Origin of the sequence: Saccharopolyspora elongata, assembly GCF_004348985.1 — a bacterium.
GTDB classification, from domain to species: domain Bacteria; phylum Actinomycetota; class Actinomycetes; order Mycobacteriales; family Pseudonocardiaceae; genus Saccharopolyspora; species Saccharopolyspora elongata.
In genome coordinates this window covers 1-17,986 of the sequence record NZ_SMKW01000127.1, presented here as the reverse complement: position 1 = coordinate 17,986, position 17,986 = coordinate 1, and the positions used below count along the sequence as shown (strand labels likewise).

Here is a 17,986-nt window from a genome sequence, read left to right as displayed (position 1 = left end):
GGTATGCGGGCGGGGGCTGTTCGTTCCCCCACACCTCGTTGGACGGTGGCGCCTCACCACGCGGCGAGTACGGGGGCGGCGGGACGTCGGAAGGCTTCCCGGCTGGGGAATCCGCAGGCGTCTTTGAGTCCGACCCAACGGGCGGCACCTTGGAATCCGCCCCGACCGGCGGCGGGGCCTTCGAATCCGATCCGACCGGCGGCACCTTCGTGTCCGACCCGACCGGCGGCACCTTCGAATCCGACCCTCCACCGGGAGTGTCCTCGCCGCCGGGCAGGCCCTTGCCGTCCGGGTTGTAGGACGGCGGGGGCGACTGGTTCGGGCCTCCGGTCGGCGAGTTGTTGGTGTTCCGGTTGTTCCGCCACTCACGCGACCTGATCTGCGCGTCCTTCTCGATCGTGCCCATCGTGACACTCGAGATATAGGTCTGGAACGGGTCGAAATTGCCGCCGACGAGCGTGATGACCATCCCCTCGGCCGGCACCTCCGCAGCCGCATCAAGCTGCCCCGTCCCGATCGGCTTACGCACGAAATCGTCCGTGTGCCTGTTCAGCTTCGCGAGACGGTGCAAGATCATAGCGTTGACCGCGGCATCGGCCCCCACGGCGCCCTCCAGCGCCATGCCCTTCACGTCCCAGCCGTTCTTGCGGTTACCGTTCGCCGTCGTGATCCCCTGGGGCAAGAATGCCTGGAAGAACTCCTCACCGAACTCCTGAACGGGCTCCCACGCCATCCGCAACTGCCCGGAGAGCGTCGTGGCCTGTTGCTTGGCTGTCGCGATGATCTGGGAGATATGCCGACGCCCAGCCGCGATCCATGCCGGGATCGCCTCGAAAAACCCGCTCAGATAAAGCCCGAGGATCGTGGACGCGAAAAACGCCAGGCCGATGAGGATGTCGTACTCGGACTCCTCCCCGTTCAACCCGAACTCGTCCACCATGTCCGCCGCGTACCGCAACGCCGCCGCACGCGCCTGAACCGGATCGGTCAACCCCCGAACATGATCACCGAACGCGTCCGCGGTCTCACCCTCAAGATTCGCCCGCACACCAGACGACAACGAACTAACATTGCTCGTGGTGTTCACGTCAGCGTCCGCGTTCTCCCGCATCTCACGGGCCAACGCGTACATATCGTTCGAGATCACCAACGGCGGCTTCTCGATCAGCGCAGTTAGCGAATAGTAAATAGGCGCCCAGACACCATCCTGGGGAATCTGGATCTCACCCATCGCTCACCACACCATCCGATTCGGACTCATACCGCCGGCCGCGCCACCCACACCCAGGCCGCTCGGCTACTTACGGAAGCGGAAGAAACCCGGCTCCCCGTCCCGCGGGAATACCATGAAGACCTGCCCGTCGAAACGGGTCGTCGAGCGTCAGATCGCGGCCGTTCAGCGGCGTGATGTCGGAGTAGCCGTCGACGCCGATCCGCACCGCCCCGCTCGACAGTTCGGTGGCGCTGACGATGCGCCGCCCCTCGCCCAACGGGTGGCCGTGCACCATGGGCCGCTCGCTCTCCCGCAGGGCGCGCAGCCGCATCGCGGAGATCATTTCCGGGGCCCACCCTCCAACTCTTCGGGCTCGCGGCCGTCGAACCCGTGTCCGCCATCGGGAACGAACTGCTGCGACTTCACGAACTTCGGTTCATCCCCAGGCATCGTCGGCTCAACACCTCGGTCCGCCGGGAGCGACGGCAAGAACTTCGCGGGTACATGCGCGGTCGTCTTCTCCAACGGGACCTCCTGGGCAGGAACGTTGTGACCCGTCGACTTCACGGGCACGTTCGCCGTCGATCCCTCCAGCGGGACCTTCTGGCCCGTCGACTTCACAGGTACGTTCGCCGTCGACCCCTCCAGCGGGACCTTCTGCGCAGGAACGTTATGACCCGTCGACTTCACCGGCACATTGGAGGTCGATCCCTGCAGCGGAACGTCCTTCTGCACGGGAACGTTATGGCCCGTCGACTTCTGGGAATCGCCGGAACCGTTCTCGCCCGCGGTCTTGAACTTGTGCGACAGCTGATCGGCCTCGTCCCGCGACCCGCCGTACATCTTCCCGTTCTCGTGCAGGCCGTCGCTGATGTAGCGCAACGATTTGGCCTGCTGTTCGACTCCGTTGAGGAACACCCGCTGGCCGTCTTCGAAGTTCTGGAAGAACTCCCGGCCCTCGTCATCGTCGCCGAAGCTCGCCTGGTACCGGGCGCCGAGCGAAGCGGCCCGTTGCCGGAGCGCCAGCAACCTCGCCTGCACCTCTCCGTAACCCTGACCGCTCTTGCTCAGGTTCTCCGGATCCACCCAGAACTGGTTCATGGTCCTCATTCCTCCGCTCACGCCCGTAGTCGAATCCGGCCCCGATACCGCTTCTCCGGGGCGCACAAACCGCAAAACCCGTGCACGGCCGCGAAAGCGCGGCGGCCAGATCTCAGCGCCGGTTGAGTCGCTCCCTGAGCAGGGGCGGCAGCTGGGACTCGTCGGGGGCCAGCTTCTCGGCGCTGATCTCCCCGTTCAGCATGGCTTTCACGTCCAGCCCGGGCGGCATCATCGGCGTCATGATCTCCGCGAGCTGGTCGTTCAGCTTGGCCCGGGCGTCGGAGATCGTGCTGGTCACCAGCTCCGACAACTCGTTCTTCGCCAGCCGGCGGTACGCGCTGGACAGGAACTTCAGCTCGGTGATCACGCCCTGCGGGCCGACCGTGACCGACAGCTCGCGGCGCGGGGACACCGCGGTCGCCGAGGCCTCGCTTAGCCGCCGCTGCGACTCGGCGAGGCTGGTGACCTGGCGCTCGTACTCCTCCCGCAACATCTCCACGTTGCGACGATCCACTCCGGACATTCGAGCCTCCTGAAAGCTTTCCGAATCAAGTCAACGACAAGAGAAGCCGCTCCTGGTCGACGCGGGCCGACCAGGAGTCCTCCGGGCACGAGGTCTGCCCGGACCGCCACCTCAGCCGACCGAGGTCAGCCCACCGACCGCGGGCACGACCCGCGCCAGGCCCGCCAGGTCGGCGGCGGCCAGCGTGCGCGAAGCCGCCATCCTGGCCAGGTGCCGGGTGAGCTGGTGGACGCCGTGCACCGTGGTCGCCCCGGACGCCTCGATGTGCGCGCGCATCGCGGCGCGCACGTCGTCGGGCACCTCGTGGCCGCGCTCGCGCAGCTGCCGGACGGCGATGGCGGCCAGGTCCGCCGCCGAGTACGCGTCGATCTCCCACCATTCCCCGAAGGAGTCCCGCAGCTGCGGCACGCGCCCGAGCAGGCGCTCCACACCGGGGCGGGTGCCGGTCAGCACCACCACCGGATCGGCGGCGTGATAGCGCAACGCGACCAGCAACGCCTCCGCCTCCTCCGGCTGGGGCTCGCCGTCCGCGTCGACGTCCACCACGAGGAGTCCGCCCTGCGCGTCCTGGAACGCCCTGTGCACCAAGGTTTCCGCCTGTCCCGGCCACCCCGGGCGCAGGTCCTCGGTGAGCGAGGCGCGCACCACCTGGCCGATGCCGACCAGCCCCAGCTCGGCGAGCCCCTGGGCGTAGAGCCGGGCGAGTTCCCGCCTGCCGCTGCCCCGCGGTCCGGTCAGCACCGCGTTGCCGTGCTGCCCGATGGCCCGGCGGTGATTCCGGCGCTCGCACAGCGAAACGAGCAACGCGGCGACCGACTGGCGCGGACCTTCGAGCCCGATCAGGTCGGACATCCGCCGCCACGCCCGGCTGGCCCGCACCGCCTCGGTGGGATCGGTGGCGGCGTCGGGGGACGCCGTCTCCTCGGCCGGCAGTTGTTCCAGCATCGCGCTCTGCGGGGCGATGTCCGCCGCCGTCAGCCGGCTGAAGTCGGTGTCCCTGGCGGGCGGGCTCTGGGCGAGCCGGGATGCCTGGGTGCTGATCATCGACTCGAAGAGCTTGCGGGCGACGCGGCCGTTGCCGAAGGTCTCGCCCTTGGGCACCCGGGTGAAGTACTCGGTCAGCTCCTCCACCGCGTCGTCGGTGAGCTCGTAGTAGTGCTTGCGGCAGAGGTTGGTCGTGATCGTGACCAGTTCTTCGACGCTGTAGTTCGGGAACTCGATGGTCCGGGTGAACCGGGAGGCCAGACCGGGGTTGGACTGGAGGAACTTCTCCATCAGCTCGGAGTAGCCGGCGACGATCACCACCAGCTCGTCGCGGTGGTCCTCCATCATCTTCATCAGCGCGTCCACGGCTTCCTGGCCGAAGTCCGGGCCGACGCCGCCGGTGCTGGCGGTCAGGGTGTACGCCTCGTCGATGAACAGCACCCCGCCGATCGCCTTGGTCACCAGCTCGGTCGTCTTGATGGCGGTGGATCCGATGTACTGCCCGACGAGGTCCGCGCGGGCGGCCTCGATCATGTGGCCGCTGGAGAGGATGCCGAGCTCGCCGAGCACCGCGCCGTAGAGCCGCGCGACCGTCGTCTTACCGGTGCCGGGCGGCCCGGCGAACACCAGGTGCCGGCTCATCGGCGGCATCGGCAGGCCCATCTCCTGCCGCACCTGCGACATCCGGATCAGGTTGATCAGCCCGCGCACTTCCTGCTTGACGCCTTCCAGGCCGATGAGCGAGTCGAGCTCGGCGAGCGGGCCGTCGAGCACCGCGCCGCCCGCCTCGCGAAGGCTTGCATCGCCCTGCCCGGCGGCGTCGGGTTCCGGCTGCGGCCCGTCGTTCCCCGTCGGCCGCGGCGTGCTGCTCGCGGACTGGGTCACCAGGTTCTCCACCACGACCTGGCGGTCGTCCGACGGCCGCCGGATCGCCATGCCGCCGCTGTTCTTCACCACGCATTGGCTCAACCGCACCGGTTCGGTGGTCTCCAGGTGCGCGCCGTTCCCGCCGCTGTCGAGCAGTTCACACTCTGCCAGCTCCGCGCGGGCGCCGTCGGCGACGCGGATGCCGTGCCCGCTCGCCCCGCGAATCCGGCAGCGGGTGCCGATGATCGATCCGCCCCGGTCGACCCGGACGCCGTCGGAGGACACGTCGACGATCTCGGTGTCCCGCATCGCGACCTCGGCGGAACCGACCGCCAGCCCGCCGCCGCGCAGCATCGACGAGGTCAGCTCCGCGCGCGCGTTGCCGGTGAGCGCGACGGCTGATTCGGCGCCGGTGCTGATCGTGACGTCGGTGAGCTTCGCCTTCGCCGTCCCCGAAAGCTCCACCGCCGTGGCGGCGCCGGTCTCGATCGAGGCGTAGTCGAACTCGACCACGCCGCCGTCGACCAGCAGGCCGGCGCCTTCGGTCGCGTTGGCCCGGAAACCGGAGAAGTGCACCGACGCGGCCGTGGACAGCTGCGCGATCGCCTCGGTCGTCCCGCGCACGGAGGTCTTCTCGAACCTGGGCGACGCTTCGCCGTCCACGATGAGCCCCACCGGGGAGTCCGCCAGGACGCACTCGATGAGCCTGGCCGCCGCCTGCCCCGTCACCTGCACCGCGTTGCGCCCGGCGCCGGTGAAGGTGCAGCCGCGCAGCACCGGCCGCGCGGTGCCCGAGATGTGCGCGGCCTGCACCGCGGCGCCGGAGAACGTGGACTCGGCGATCGTGATCGAGGAGCCGCCGGTGAAGTAGAGATCGACGTTCTCGCCGTCCTGCACGGTCAGGTCGCTGACGTCGAGGCTGCCCTCCTGCTCCACGACGATCGCGGGCTTCGCGGCGGCGGTGATCACGCCCTGGCCGATGACGCACCGGCCGCGCCCGTTCACGCAGATGCCGTTGCCGACCGGCCGCTGGATCACGATCCGGCGCAGCGTCAGGGAACCGTCCTCGCCGACGACGGCGGCCGACGAGGCCACGTCGGCCACGACCGTGTCCTCCACGGTGCTCGGCGACGAGGAGGTGATCACGATCCCGGCGCCGCCGGTGTTGGTCACCTCGCACCCGCGCATGGCCAGCGATCCCGTTCCCCTGGTCAGCAAGGCCGCCCACGACGAGCCCGCCACCCAGCAGCCGTCGAGGGCGACCTCGCCGTGCCGCACGTCCACCGCCGCGACGGTGGCGTCATCGCAGGCCAGCCGCAGGCCCCGGAGCTGGACGCCGCCGGCGTCGACCACCAGCGCGCTGCCCTCTGCGGCGTGCACCTCCACCGTGCCGTCGCCGTCCTCGGCCGCGATGCTGACCATCCGGTTCACGACGAGGTTCTCCTCGTACCGGCCGGCGCGGACGCTGATCATCGCCCCGTCGGGGGCCGCCGCGAGGGCCGAGGCGATCGTGGGGTGCGCCCCCGCCCGATCTCCGCCCACCACCAGCAGTTCACGGTTCATCGCCCGTCATCCTCTCTCCGCCGCCCTCGATGCTTCCCCGCGAAATCGCCGTTCTCCCCTGTCATCCCCGCTGCACCAGCCCCGGCATCCAGCCGAACCGGCGGGTGGCGGACTCCCCCACCACGCCTCGGGGCTGGGCCGCCGACCAGCGTTCGACGCAGCGCCGCAGGGACGTGATCGCCAGCTCGTCCAGCGACTCCCGCGCGGCCACCCGTCCAGATTCGTCCACTTCGGACTCCGCCAGTTCGCGGAGGAGGATCCGGCCTCGCGTGCCGTCGGCTCCCGACTCCGCCAGTTCCAGGATCTTGAAGCTGGTGCCGGGCACGAAGACGACGCGGTTGTCGACCTCGTCGGCGCCGCCCGGTTCGAGGAGCTTCGTGCGGCGGGCCGTCATCGACCACACCAGCACGTCGACCTCGCCCTGCTGGTCCGGGCTGGGCTCGGTCAGCGCGTGGATGAAGCTCCAGTCGGTCACCAGCCGCCGCTGCTCGTAGAGCTGCCACTGCTGCGGGGTCGGCGACGCCGTGAACGTGGTCGCGCCCCGGTGCGACGGCAGCCGGGTCAGCCCGGAGACCACGCAGCGGGCGAAGGGCACGTGCGGCCCGTTCTCGCCCGTCCGCAGGGCCCGGTCGATCGCCTCGCCGCGCTCCGAGAGGTGCAGCCGGACGGCGACGGCATCGGTCAGCACGTCGGCGGACGACCGGCCGTCGGAGCCCTGGAAACCGGGGTGTTCCGAGAGGATCCGGGAGGTCGAGTGCGACATGGTGTCGAAATCGCGGCTCAACGTCCGGCGCAACCAGGCGCGCTCCTCGGTGAGGCCGTGGTCGGCCACCAGCGCCGACGCCGCGGGTTTCGGAGTGGGCTGGAGTCGCGGTTCGGCGGGCTCCTCCGGTGCTTCCGCGCGGCCGCCTTCTGCCTTGGCCGGTTCCGGTTCCGGTTCCGGAGCGGGGGTGGCGCTCGGCGCGGGGGTGGCGCTCGGCGCGGGCGGCTCCGGCGCCGACGGCGCGGTGACGGCCGGCCGTGGCGCGGGCGGTTCGCCGACGGTGGGAACCGGCGAGCTCTCCAGGCGGATCGCCATCGCCGAAGCCGGGCCGGTTTCGGGCCGCGGCTCGGTCGCGGGCGCTGCGGGTACGGGTGCGGGCGGCGCCTCGGCACCGGCCGCTGACGCGGCGGGTGCGGGCGGGACCTCGGCAACGGCGACGTCGTCGACCGGCGACCCGGTGTCGAGGGAAATCCCGGCATCGACCGGGATTTCGGCGACCGGGATTTCGGCGACCGGGGTTCCCGCAACCGGGATTTCAGCGACCGGGCTCGCGACGACCGCGGGCCCGCCGGTGTCGGCGCGCACCGGGTCCAGCACCACGGGCAGCTGCACGGTGTCGGTCACCGACGAGTTGCCCGGCGTCCGCCCGGACGGCTGCTCTGCCTCGGCGACCAGCTCGCCCTGCGCGGGACCGGCAATGCGGACCTCCGCCCGGCCCACTTCCGAGGCCGGCACGAGCCGGCACCGCACCCGGGTGGCGGGGTCCAGCCGGGCCAGCACGTCCTGGGCGAGCAGCCGCATGCGCTCGGCGCGCTTCTCGTCGGTGGCGTCGAAGGCCAGGATGTTGACGTCGGCGCGTGGCGGCTCGGCTCGCACCGCCGCCGCGTTCTGCGCGCCCTCCGGCGGGCGCACCCACAAGCCGGACTGCACGACCTCCAGCACCGCGTCGGGCGTGTACCAGTAGACCGCCGGTGCGACCTGTTCCACCCCGCTGACCGGGATGCGGTGCGACAGCAGCGCGGGGGTCTCCCGGAACGCCGGGTCCGTCCTCGGCAGGTACCCGACCTCGCGGGCGAAGGCGTGCCAGCCGAGCCCGCCGTCCGCGCACACCGTGTAGATGTCCGGGGTCGTCGTCGAGCCGACCGGCATTCCCGTGTAGCAGACGACCCGGCTTTCGAGCAGGTCCGCGAGCGCCTGCCCGAGCGTGCCGCCCTGCGGCAGCCGGACGGGGCCGTACTGCACGAAGCGGACCTTCTCCCGGATCTGGCCGTCGAGCTGCCGCCAGAACCGGCTCACGTCGTCGAGCGAAAGCGGCGGCGTGCCCGGGCAACCGAGCACGACGGTGAGCACGTCCGGTTGGCAGGGCATGCTGCTCACCAGCCGCGACCAGTGCTCGCCCGACTCGGTGTCGCGGGCGACGGCGTGGATCCACACCCCGCCCGGGATCGGGTCCGCCATGCCGACGGCGCTGGTGGGCAGGGGGTCGGTGGCGCCGGAATCCCAGGAGGGCCGGGGAAAGCGCTTCGCCTCCCACTCCGGCGGCCGGCCCGGCCGGAACCGAACCCAGCCGCTGCCCTTGCCGGAATGGACGAACAACGTCCCGCCCACGCCCGGGAAGATCGCCCCGTCCGGAGCCACCACGGTGCGCCCGATGCGCTCCGACAACCACTGGCCGGTCAGGGCGGTGGCCTCCCGGGGGCGGCCGCCGAGGATGAGCCGGACCCCGCGGCGCCGCCGCGGCAGCAGCTCGGCGACGGAATCCCAGGCCGAGACCGGGACGCCGACGGGAAGGTCGACGACCACCATCTCGTGCTCATCGTCGGGGGCCACGGACATGGCCAGCGCCTGCGCCTCCGGGGTCATCCTCTTCTCCGGGCACACCACGAGCACGTTGCCGACAGTGTGCCTGGCGAGCGCGAGCTCCGGCACGCCGCGGCGACGCCGGTTCAGCGGGGACAACGAGGACCGTGCGGCCATCACTTTCATCCCTTCCTGGTCGCGCCGACCGCGGCCTGGCTCAACGCCGGGCCGCTCGGCACGGTGGCGAGCAGATCGTTTGAGATGGGCCGCACCGGCACCCCGGCGTAACCCAGCGCCCGCATCGAGTCGTCGTCCGGCAGCAGGTACTTGCTGTCGCCGGTGATGAGGTAGCGGTCGGGAACGCGCCGGCCGGGCGGGATCGGCAGCGCCGCCACCACCACGCCGGTTCCCGGTCGCATGTGGACACCGCCCGCGGCGGCGACCGGCTCCGCGAAGACCACCTCGCTGGCGATCCGCGGTCCGACGGGAGCCTGCCGGAGGCAGATCGCGGCCGGGCCGTGGTCCTGCCACCGAGCGCCGCTGAGGTCGGGGAGCCTCCCGAGGAGCGACCGGTCTGCCGAGCGCGGCGCCGAGGCGACGGCCGCCGGGTCGATCCGGGCCGGTTCCGGTGTGCCGGGAGCGACTTCCAGCAGCATGAACTCGGTCCGGCTGATCGGCGCCAGGCCCTCGCGGCGAAGCACGAACGTCTGCACGTCGCCGTTCGCGGAGCGCTGCTCGAAGAGCTGGCCCACCCGGTACGCCTTGCCGCCGATGGAGGGCCCCGAGGTGCCGCTGCCGTCGATCTGGGCCGACGCGAGCACCGGACCGTCTGGCAGCGCATCGAGCCACGGCTGCGGCGCCGGTACGGGCCGCGCGGCCGCCATGCCCAACGCGATCGGCACGGTCGGCTCGGCCACCTGGTGCTTCGCGCCGCCCCAGAGCACGTACTGCGTGCCCTCCGGCGACTGCACGAGCACGTACCGGTCCGGCGGCAGCGGCGCGGCGGGAGCGCCGGGATCGAAGTTCAGGGTCAGTTCCGGCGAGCCGGGCGCGACAGCGCCGGCCGAGCCCGGCAGGCAGGTCAGCCAGTGCGCACCGACCAGATCCTGCACCGACGGCAAGATCTGCGGCGCGTTCGGGATGCCCAGCGGCGCGCCGCGCGGCGCGTCCGCCAAGGACGCCTGGGAAAGCAACGTCACCTTGGCGCCTGCGTTGGGTCCCTGCAGCAGCTTCGCCGAGGCGTAGTTCAGCGTCGGGTGCAGCACGCCGCCCACGTTGACGTAGCGGGTGCCGGTCTCCTTCTCGACGACGATCGCGCCCTGCGCCTTCCAGGAGTTGTTGCCGCCGGGGACGAGCCAGCCGAAGATGCCGAAGCCGACGGCGATCAGCAACGCGAGCACCAGTCCGATGTAGATGCCGACCGCGGCTCGCCGGGCGGGCACCTCGGCGCTGGCGGGATCGCCGAGCACCAGGGCGGAACTCATCCGGCCCATCAGGAACTGGTAGGCGTGCACGTGGTCTCGCTGGGTCTGCATGGTGCGCCCCTCACCCGGCCAGTCCGCGCGCCCAGGCGTACACGCCGAGCAGCTGGAGCAGCAGCGGAACCACCGCGAGCGCGGTGCAGGTGTCGAAGATGTTCGCCAGGTGGCCCCAGATCGGCAGCATCCGCCGCGTCTCGGGCCGCAGGGCGGCCTTGACCAAGGCGAACAGCACCAGGAGCAGTCCGAGCAGCAGGACGGTGCGCCACCCCGGCGAGAACTCCTGCGCGAAGTAGAGGACCACCAGGCCCAGGCCGAACGTGCCCGCCGCGGCGAGCGAAACCCGTTGCCAGGCACCGAGGAAGTTGCGGGAGCGCAGCAGCACCGCGCAGGCCAGCAGGCTCACCATGGCCCACGAGATCCAGCCCGGCTCGGCCAGGATGAACGGGAACGCCCCGACGAAGACGGTGGCGGCGACGACCATCGCCACGCTGATGTACCGGTCCGCCGCCGCCGTCCTGGCGAACACGTCGTCGGCGGGCGCGGGGTCGATGTCCTGCTGGAGGTCGTCGGCGTTGCGCGGCAGCTGCGGCCCGCGCAGGTAAGCGGCCCGGATGGTCAGCTTCGGCACGAAGACGACCACGCCGAACAGCACGGTGGCCAGCACCCCGGCGACCTGGCCGACCGCCAGGCCGAATCCCGCGCCCAGCCAGACGCCGCCGATCACCGCCGCCGCCACCAGCAGCATCGTGATGAACGGCGCGTACGGGATTCCGTCGGCGACGAACCGCCGCAGCACCAGCAGGATGGCTGCGCCGACGGCGGCTCCCGCCGCGCCGACCACGATTCCCGAGGGCGTCAGTGCCGCTGCGTCCGGCACTCCGTCGGCCGCGATCAGCCCGGCTAGTCCCGCGAACGCGCAGCCCACCAGCCCGGTCAGCCTGGTCAGCCCGAGGTCGTCCAGCTTCTTGGCGACCGGCGCGGCGGCGGCCACGAAGACCACGCCCAGCCCGAGCGCGAAGCCGGCGTGCAGCTCCGTCGGTCCCGGACCGAGCAGGACCAGCCCGATCACCACAGCCACCGCGGCCGACAGGGTGGTGAACAGGACGCGGCCGTGGGCGTGCTTCCAGCGGTCCTTGCGCTGCCCGACGGAGGTCGCGATGCCGTCGGCCAGGTCGTCGAAGTCGAGCTCGGGCAGCGGATCGTCGGCCGGGCGCAGGTGCAGCTGTTCGCCCTCCAGCCAGTCCAGCGTCTCCGGGGTGCCCGACTGGTCCAGCGGTACCCCGCCGATCCGCTGCAACACCCAGGAGCCCTGCTCGCCGCCCTGCGGCTGCTTCCGGGTGTGGCTGAGCAGCACCGGCAGGAGATCGGCCACGGTGGTCGAGACGGGCACGGCGAGATCGGCCTTGCCGTCAGGCCCGAACACCGTGATCCTGCAGAGCTCGGCAGCTCTGGTCATGAGCCATTCCTCCTGGGATGAAAGCTTTCGTCGACTCGGCTCGCGCGGCGGTCGTCACGCGCGGAGGGGAATCCCACTGCGGTCCCCTACAAGCCGGCCGGTGAGGCGGTGGTGGTGGAATCGGCGGTCACGAGACCGGTCTGGATGAGGCCGACGCCCCGGCGGGTGACCAGTTGGGCGCGCCCCGGCGGCAGCTTGCGCGGCGCGGCCTCGCCGAGGAACTTCCCCTCTTCCTTGGGGTAGGACAGCAGCACGCCGGGCGTGCCGAGCTCCCAGAGCCTGCGCAGCACCGGGTCAATCATCGAGCGCATCGCGCCCGAGGTGCTCCGGGCGATGATCAGGTGAAGTCCGATGTGGACGCCCTGCGGGATCATCGGCAGCAGCGGTTCCAGCGCCGAGCTGACGCCGCCCCGGCCGAGCAGTTCGTAGTCGTCCACGACCAGGAACAGCTCCGGGCCCTCCCACCAGTCGCGCTTGCGCAGCCGCTCCGAGGAGATGTCCTGGCCGGGCACCCGCTTGGTCATCGACCCGAGCGCCTGCTCGGCGAGCTGGAAGAGCGTGTCGGAGCTGAAGCCGAAGCCGACGCCGTACTCGGCGGGCACCTCCTGGTCGAGGTCCCGGCGCACGTCGCCCAGCACGATCTTGGCCTCGTCCGGGCCGTAACGCTGCCGGATCGAGCGCAGCGCCAGGCGCAGCAGGTTGGTCTTGCCGGTCGCGCTGTCGCCGAAGACCATCAGGTGCGGGTGGACGAAGAAGTCGTGCCACACCGGTTCCAGCCGCTGCTCGTCGTAGCCGAGGCACATCCGGAATTCCCGTTCCGGCGCCGGGAGTTCCGCCGCGGGCAGGTGGGTCGGCAGCATCCGCACCGGCGGCGCGCCGCGGCCGGGCCAGAACGCCCGCATCTCCTCCGCGACACCCTTGGTCGCGTCGGCCAGGTCGTCGGCCCCGGAAGTGCCGTCCAGGCGCGGCAACGCCGAGATGAAGTGGAATCCCTTCGCCGTCATCCCGCGCCCCGCCTGGTTCGGCACGGTGGCCGCCTTGCGGGAACCGACCTCGGATTCCATCGAGTCGCCCAGCCGCAGCTCGAACTTGGTGCCCAGCAGGTCGCGCAGCCACGGGCGGATCTCCGACCAGCGGGTGGCGCTGAGCACCACGTGGATGCCGAAGGAAAGCCCCCGGGAGGCCAGTTCGCCGATCTTCGTCTCCACGTCGGCGAAGTCCTGCTTGACCGTGAACCAGCCGTCCACGACGAGGAAGACGTGACCGAACGGGTCGTCGATCTCGCCCCGCGCGCGGGCCCGCAGGTACGCCGAGATCGACTCGAACCCGTGCTCGGCGAACAGAGCCTCGCGGCGTTCCAGCAGCTGGGTCAGCTCCGCGATGGTTCGCACCACCCGGTCGTGCTCCATCCTGGTCGCCACCGAGCCGACGTGCGGCAGGCCGGACACCGACATGATCCCGCCGCCGCCGAAGTCCAGGCAGTAGAACTGGACCTCTTCCGGCGTGTTGGTCAGCGCGAGCCCCAGCACGAGGGTCCGCAGCAGCGTCGACTTCCCGCTCTGCGGCGCGCCGGCGACGCCGACGTGCCCGTCGGCCCCGCCGAGGTCGGCGACCAGCAGGTCCCGCAGCTGCTCGAAGGGCCGGTCGACGACGCCGACCGGGACCCGCAGCACACCCCGGCTGCCGGGGTCGTCGACGGTCATCCCTCGGGCGGGGTCCGGCACCACGGTCGGCAGCAGCGTGTCCAAGCTCGGCGCCTCGGACAGCGGCGGCAACCAGACCTGGCGGGCCGGCGGGCCGCTGCCCGCCAAGCGCCCGATGATGACGTCGACCAGCGAGGGAACGTCCTCATTGGACTCCGCCGCGGGCTGCTCCGCCGGCTCCTCGGCGGACTCCGGTTCATCCTCGGCGGGCCGCAGCGCGTGCAGGCTCGGGTACGGCTGGGTGCGGAACGAGACGACCTCGGAGAACGCCCGGTTCTCCGGGGCGGCGGCCGGGCCGTCGCTCGGCGGGCACGGCCCGGAGACGTACGCGCCCTTGAAGCGGACCAGCGTCGTGGTGTCGATCTTCAGGTAGCCGTTGCCCGGATCGGACGGCAGCTCGTACGCCTTCGCCGCGCCGATGACCGCCCGCGACTCCATCGAGGAGAAGGTGCGCAGCGCGATCCGGTACGACAGGTGCCCTTCGACGCGGTGGATCCGGCCTTCTTCGAGGCGCTGCGACGCGAGCAGCAGGTGCACCCCGAGGCTTCGGCCGAGCCGCCCGATGGACACGAACAGGTCCATGAACTCGGACTTGTTGGCCAGCAGCTCGGAGAACTCGTCGACGACGATCAGCAGGTCCGGGAACGGCACCAGCTGCGCGCCGCCCCCACGGGCCTTCTCGTACTCGAACGAAGAGGAGAAACCGCTCGCCCGCAGCAGTTCCTGCCGCCGCACGAGCTCTCCGTTGAGCGCGTCCTGCATCCGGTCGACCAGCGGCAGCTCGTCGGCGAGGTTGGTGATCATCGCCGAGGTGTGCGGCAGGCGGTCCATCCCGAGGAACGTCGCGCCGCCCTTGAAGTCGACCAGCACCAGGTTCAGGATCTCGGACGAGTGGGTCGCGGCGAGGCCGGTCACGAGGGTGCGCAGCAGCTCGCTCTTGCCGGAACCGGTGGCGCCGATCAGCATGCCGTGCGGCCCCATCCCGCCCTGGGCGGGTTCCTTCAGGTCGAGGTCGACGACCTCGCCGTCCTCGGTGACGCCGATGGGCACCTGGAGGCGGGCCCGCTGCGCGGCGCGGGACCGCCACAGCGCGGGCACGTCGAACGTGCGCGGGTCGCGGATGCCCAGCAGGCTGGTGAGCTCGAAGTCGCTCTCCAGCGGCTGGTCGGCGACGTCGACCGAGCCGCTCGTCCGCTTCGGCGCGAGCAGCCTGGCCAGCGACTCGATCTGCGCCAGGCTCAGCTCGTCGCGCTGCGCGGATCCAGTGGCATCCCCCGCCGGGAACTCCACCGCGTCGCCTTCCGCCGTCAGGCGGAGCACTTTCGGCCCGCCCGGCATCTTGCCGGTGAGGTCCAGCAGCACCACGTTGCGGAGTCCGCCGTCGAGCAGCCGGGACGACTCGGGGATTTCCGCCTGGTGCGCCACCACGACGATGAACGGCTCGACGACGCCCGGCCGGCTACCCGGATCGTGGTCGGGCCGGTCGGTGATGTCGGGACCGAGCACGTCCAGCAGCTCGTCGTGGTCGCAGGCGAACAGCCGCAGCGGGCCCGCCGGATCCTGCATCGCCGGGTGCGCGTTGTGCGGCAACCACTTGATCCAGTCCCACTCCGGCTGCCCGGTCTCGTCGGTCAGCACGGCCACCCGGAGCTCGTCCGGCGAGTGGAAGGTGACCAGCTGGCCGAGGATGGCGCGGGCCAGACCGACCGCCGATTCCTGGGAACCGGCGAACTCCACGCTGGTGAAACTGCGCAGGCCGACCGAGATGGGAATGCCCGACACCGTCCGGTACGCCTCCCGGAAGCGGCGCAGCGAGACCGCGGCGAGCGGTTCGAGGTCCTCGATCGGCTTCGTCGACGGCGCCGTGTACTCCACCGCCGCGGCCAGGGTGCCCAACCCGATCCGGGCCCGGCCGAAGTCGGTGTCGTTCGCGCGGCGTTCCCACAGCCTCGGCCCGCTCGCCACCGACCAGAGCCAGGACGGCTCGGGATGGTTCCACACGACCGCACGCCGCTGCTGATCCGCGGCTTCCCGCGCCTTCTCGCGCAGTTGCGCGATGTAGCGCAGGAAGTCGCGACGCTCGGAACGCATCTTGATCTTGCGCTCCGCGCCGGCACGCCCGATCTGGCTCAGGCCCATGATCAGCATGCCCACGCCCATGATGCCGCCCATCATGTACATCGCGGGCGACCTGCTGGACGACGCGAACATCATGACCATCGCCGCCGAGCCGATGCCCATCGGCAGGTACATGGCCGCCGAGCGGAAGTCGAGCGCCGCGGGCTCCGCCATCACCGGCGGCTCCTGCAGCTCGACCTCGCCTTCGGGCATCTCCGGCCCGGCGACCCGTGGCGGGCGCTTCACCGTGATGGTGCTCATGGGTGTGCCTCATTTGCGGTCGGCGAGTGCGGAATCTCCCCTATCCGATCACTCCGGAGGGTGGCGTGGCCGGTCCTGCGCCCCAGGCAGAGTTATCCCTCACGAGCAGGTCTGCCCTGGACCGCTCCTTCTTCTCGTCCTCCTCCTCGGCCTCCGCAGCCGCGGCCTCCGCTTCGGCCTGGGCCTGCTTCTCGGCCCGCATGGCGGCCGCTTCCTCCGGGCTCAGCGTCGGGCCGCCGCACATCAGCGGTTGCTCGTCCTCCACCGGTTTCCCGTTCCCCTCGGCCCACTTCGCGCTTCGCCAGGTGGCGTAGCCGTTGTCGGACGACGGCGCGCCGGTCCACGGCCTGTCGTCCCGCAGCGCGTGGTCCGGTGCGGGCCGGTCGCGCTCCGATTCCTCGGGGCGCGCGGCCACCGCGAACGGAACCAGCCACGGCAGGCCGTCGCTGGGCACGTCCCACGCGCTGGTGTCCTGCTCCGCCGCGTCGCGCCTGACGACCGGCACGTGGTCCTCCGGAGTTTCCGCCGGGTTCCCGGGACCGGCCGTGTCCTCGCCGGACTGTCCGACCGACTCGGCCGGATGGGCAGGCGTTCCGTTCGGCGCCTCGGGTTCGCCGCCGTCGGATCCGGCGCTCTCCCAAGGCTTGTCACCGGCGTCCAGCAAGCCCGAGGCATCCGGGCGCTCCGCGCTGGAACCCTGACCACCGGCACCCGGAGGCACCATCGGCATGCCGCCGGGAACCTGCTGCCCGCCCGGCGGCGTGCTTTCGCCCGGCGTCCAGTCCTGCGGACCCGCCGCCCGCGGAACGCCTTCGAGCGGCATCCCCGCGTCGAGCGTGAGCCCCGGAGTCTCCACATTGGTCGGTGGCATGCCGAGGACCGGGCCGCCCGGAGCGGCGCCATCCGGCGCTTCCGGTTCACCAGCGTTCGGACGGGTGCTCTCCCAGGGCTTTTCGCCGGCGTCCAGCAAGCCCGAGGCATCCGGGCGCTCCGCGTTGGAACCCTGACCACCGGCACCCGGAGGCATCATCGGCGGAACCATCGGCATCCCACCCGGAACCTGCTGCCCGTTCTGCGGCAAGCCCTGGCCCGGCGACCAGTCCTGCGGACCGGCCACCGGCGGAACGCCTTCGGGCGGAGCCTCCGGCTCGCCCACGTTCGGACCAGCGCTCTCCCAGGGCTTTTCGCCGGCGTCCAGCAAGCCCGAGGCGTCCGGGCGCTCCGCGTTGGAACCCTGACCACCACCGGCACCCGGAGGCATCATCGGCGGCATCATCGGCATCCCACCAGGCCCCTGCTGGCCACCCGGCGGAACGTTCAGCCCCACGCCGCCAGGGTCGGCGCCCTGCGGCGCTTCCGGCAGCCCGAGTCCCGGCGGGTTCTCGCCCCAGGGCTGTTCGCCGGCGTCCAACAAGCCCGAGGCGTCCGGGCGCTCCGCACCCGAACCCTGACCACCACCGGCGCCCGGGGGCATCATCGGCGGCATCATCGGCATGCCGCCGCGATCCTGCTGCCCGCCCGGCGGAACCTGGCCACCGGGAGGAGGCGACCAGTCCTGCGGGTTCGACACCGGCGGCGGAGTGCCGATGCCACCCGGTGGCGGCGTCGAGCCCGGCGGTGACCCCAGAGGGGGCGGCGTACCGATGCCGCCCGGTGGCGGCGTGGAGCCCGGCGACCCCACTGGTGGCGGCTTCGAGCCCGGCGGCGGACCCACGGGTGGCGGCTTCGAGCCGGGCGGCGGAACCTCGCCGGGGCCCCCGTTCTGGTTGTCCTTCGGCGGGCTCTGGCCGGGCGGCGGGCTCACCGGAGGCGGCGGCCCCACCGGCGGCGGCTTCGAGCCGGGAGGTGGTTGCGAACCAGGAGGCGGCACCGAGCCCGGCGGCGGGCCCACCGGCGGCGGCGGACCCGGCGGCGGCTTCGACCCCGATGGCGGAATTTCGTTGAACTGTCCGCCCTTCTGGTTGTTCTTCGGCTGGTTCTGGCCGGGCGGCGGGCCCACCGGCGGCGGCGGGCCCACGGGCGGCGGCGAACCCGGCGGTGGCTTCGAGCCCGGCGGGGGACCCACCGGCGGCGGCTTCGAACCCGGCGGCGGCGGACTCTTCTGCGGCGGGCTCTGCGGCGGCGGTGGGCTCTTCGGCGGCGGCGGAGAACCC

Annotated in this window: 10 protein-coding genes and 1 pseudogene; 1 reads left to right on the top strand and 10 read right to left on the bottom strand. The window is 71.8% G+C overall.

The window, feature by feature from the left end:
• The 10 genes and pseudogenes from E1288_RS43400 to E1288_RS43355 all read right to left on the bottom strand — a co-directional run.
• A pseudogene (locus tag E1288_RS43400) lies at positions 1-1,231 on the bottom strand (hypothetical protein); the annotation flags it as partial.
• 70 nt (positions 1,232-1,301) lie between these two features.
• Entirely contained in the window at positions 1,302-1,556 is a 255-nt protein-coding gene (locus E1288_RS43395) for a hypothetical protein (RefSeq protein ID WP_132494770.1), read from the bottom strand.
• Positions 1,553-2,314: a hypothetical protein gene (locus E1288_RS43390; protein WP_132494768.1), complete on the bottom strand. Its 762-nt coding sequence runs from the start codon at positions 2,312-2,314 to the stop codon at positions 1,553-1,555. The genes E1288_RS43395 and E1288_RS43390 overlap by 4 nt, the downstream gene beginning before the upstream one ends.
• Before the next feature lie 112 nt (positions 2,315-2,426).
• Positions 2,427-2,837: a YbaB/EbfC family nucleoid-associated protein gene (locus E1288_RS43385; RefSeq protein ID WP_132494766.1), complete on the bottom strand. Its 411-nt coding sequence runs from the start codon at positions 2,835-2,837 to the stop codon at positions 2,427-2,429.
• Positions 2,838-2,948: 111 nt separating this feature from the next.
• The gene (locus E1288_RS43380) at positions 2,949-6,251 is read right to left on the bottom strand and encodes a right-handed parallel beta-helix repeat-containing protein (RefSeq protein WP_132494764.1); all 3,303 of its coding nucleotides are present in this window, start codon (positions 6,249-6,251) and stop codon (positions 2,949-2,951) included.
• 61 nt (positions 6,252-6,312) lie between these two features.
• Complete coding sequence (locus tag E1288_RS43375; protein WP_207954894.1) at positions 6,313-8,991, bottom strand: hypothetical protein; 2,679 nt, start codon at positions 8,989-8,991, stop codon at positions 6,313-6,315.
• A gap of 5 nt (positions 8,992-8,996) precedes the next feature.
• Positions 8,997-10,349 (bottom strand): type VII secretion protein EccB, encoded by a 1,353-nt coding sequence (eccB, locus tag E1288_RS43370; RefSeq protein ID WP_132494762.1) that lies wholly within the window; start codon positions 10,347-10,349, stop codon positions 8,997-8,999.
• A 10-nt stretch (positions 10,350-10,359) separates the two neighbouring features.
• A complete protein-coding gene (gene eccD, locus E1288_RS43365; RefSeq protein ID WP_132494760.1) occupies positions 10,360-11,751 on the bottom strand; it encodes a type VII secretion integral membrane protein EccD in 1,392 nt (463 codons plus the stop codon).
• 86 nt (positions 11,752-11,837) lie between these two features.
• Positions 11,838-15,833: a type VII secretion protein EccCa gene (eccCa, locus tag E1288_RS43360; RefSeq protein ID WP_132494758.1), complete on the bottom strand. Its 3,996-nt coding sequence runs from the start codon at positions 15,831-15,833 to the stop codon at positions 11,838-11,840.
• Positions 15,834-15,873: 40 nt separating this feature from the next.
• Positions 15,874-17,403, bottom strand: coding sequence for a hypothetical protein (locus tag E1288_RS43355; RefSeq protein ID WP_132494756.1), 1,530 nt, complete (start codon positions 17,401-17,403; stop codon positions 15,874-15,876).
• 16 nt (positions 17,404-17,419) lie between these two features.
• Here E1288_RS43355 and E1288_RS43350 point away from each other — a divergent pair.
• On the top strand, positions 17,420-17,986 hold a 567-nt coding region (locus E1288_RS43350; protein WP_207954893.1), incomplete at its 3' end, for a hypothetical protein.

Bases quoted from the DNA above. Each gene is read 5' to 3' on its own strand.
- E1288_RS43395 (WP_132494770.1), bottom strand. From the start codon at position 1,556: ATGATCTCCGCGATGCGGCTGCGCGCCCTGCGGGAGAGCGAGCGGCCC.
- E1288_RS43390 (WP_132494768.1), bottom strand. From the start codon at position 2,314: ATGAACCAGTTCTGGGTGGATCCGGAGAACCTGAGCAAGAGCGGTCAG.
- E1288_RS43385 (WP_132494766.1), bottom strand. From the start codon at position 2,837: ATGTCCGGAGTGGATCGTCGCAACGTGGAGATGTTGCGGGAGGAGTAC.
- E1288_RS43380 (WP_132494764.1), bottom strand. From the start codon at position 6,251: ATGAACCGTGAACTGCTGGTGGTGGGCGGAGATCGGGCGGGGGCGCAC.
- E1288_RS43375 (WP_207954894.1), bottom strand. From the start codon at position 8,991: ATGGCCGCACGGTCCTCGTTGTCCCCGCTGAACCGGCGTCGCCGCGGC.
- eccB (WP_132494762.1), bottom strand. From the start codon at position 10,349: ATGCAGACCCAGCGAGACCACGTGCACGCCTACCAGTTCCTGATGGGC.
- eccD (WP_132494760.1), bottom strand. From the start codon at position 11,751: ATGACCAGAGCTGCCGAGCTCTGCAGGATCACGGTGTTCGGGCCTGAC.
- eccCa (WP_132494758.1), bottom strand. From the start codon at position 15,833: ATGAGCACCATCACGGTGAAGCGCCCGCCACGGGTCGCCGGGCCGGAG.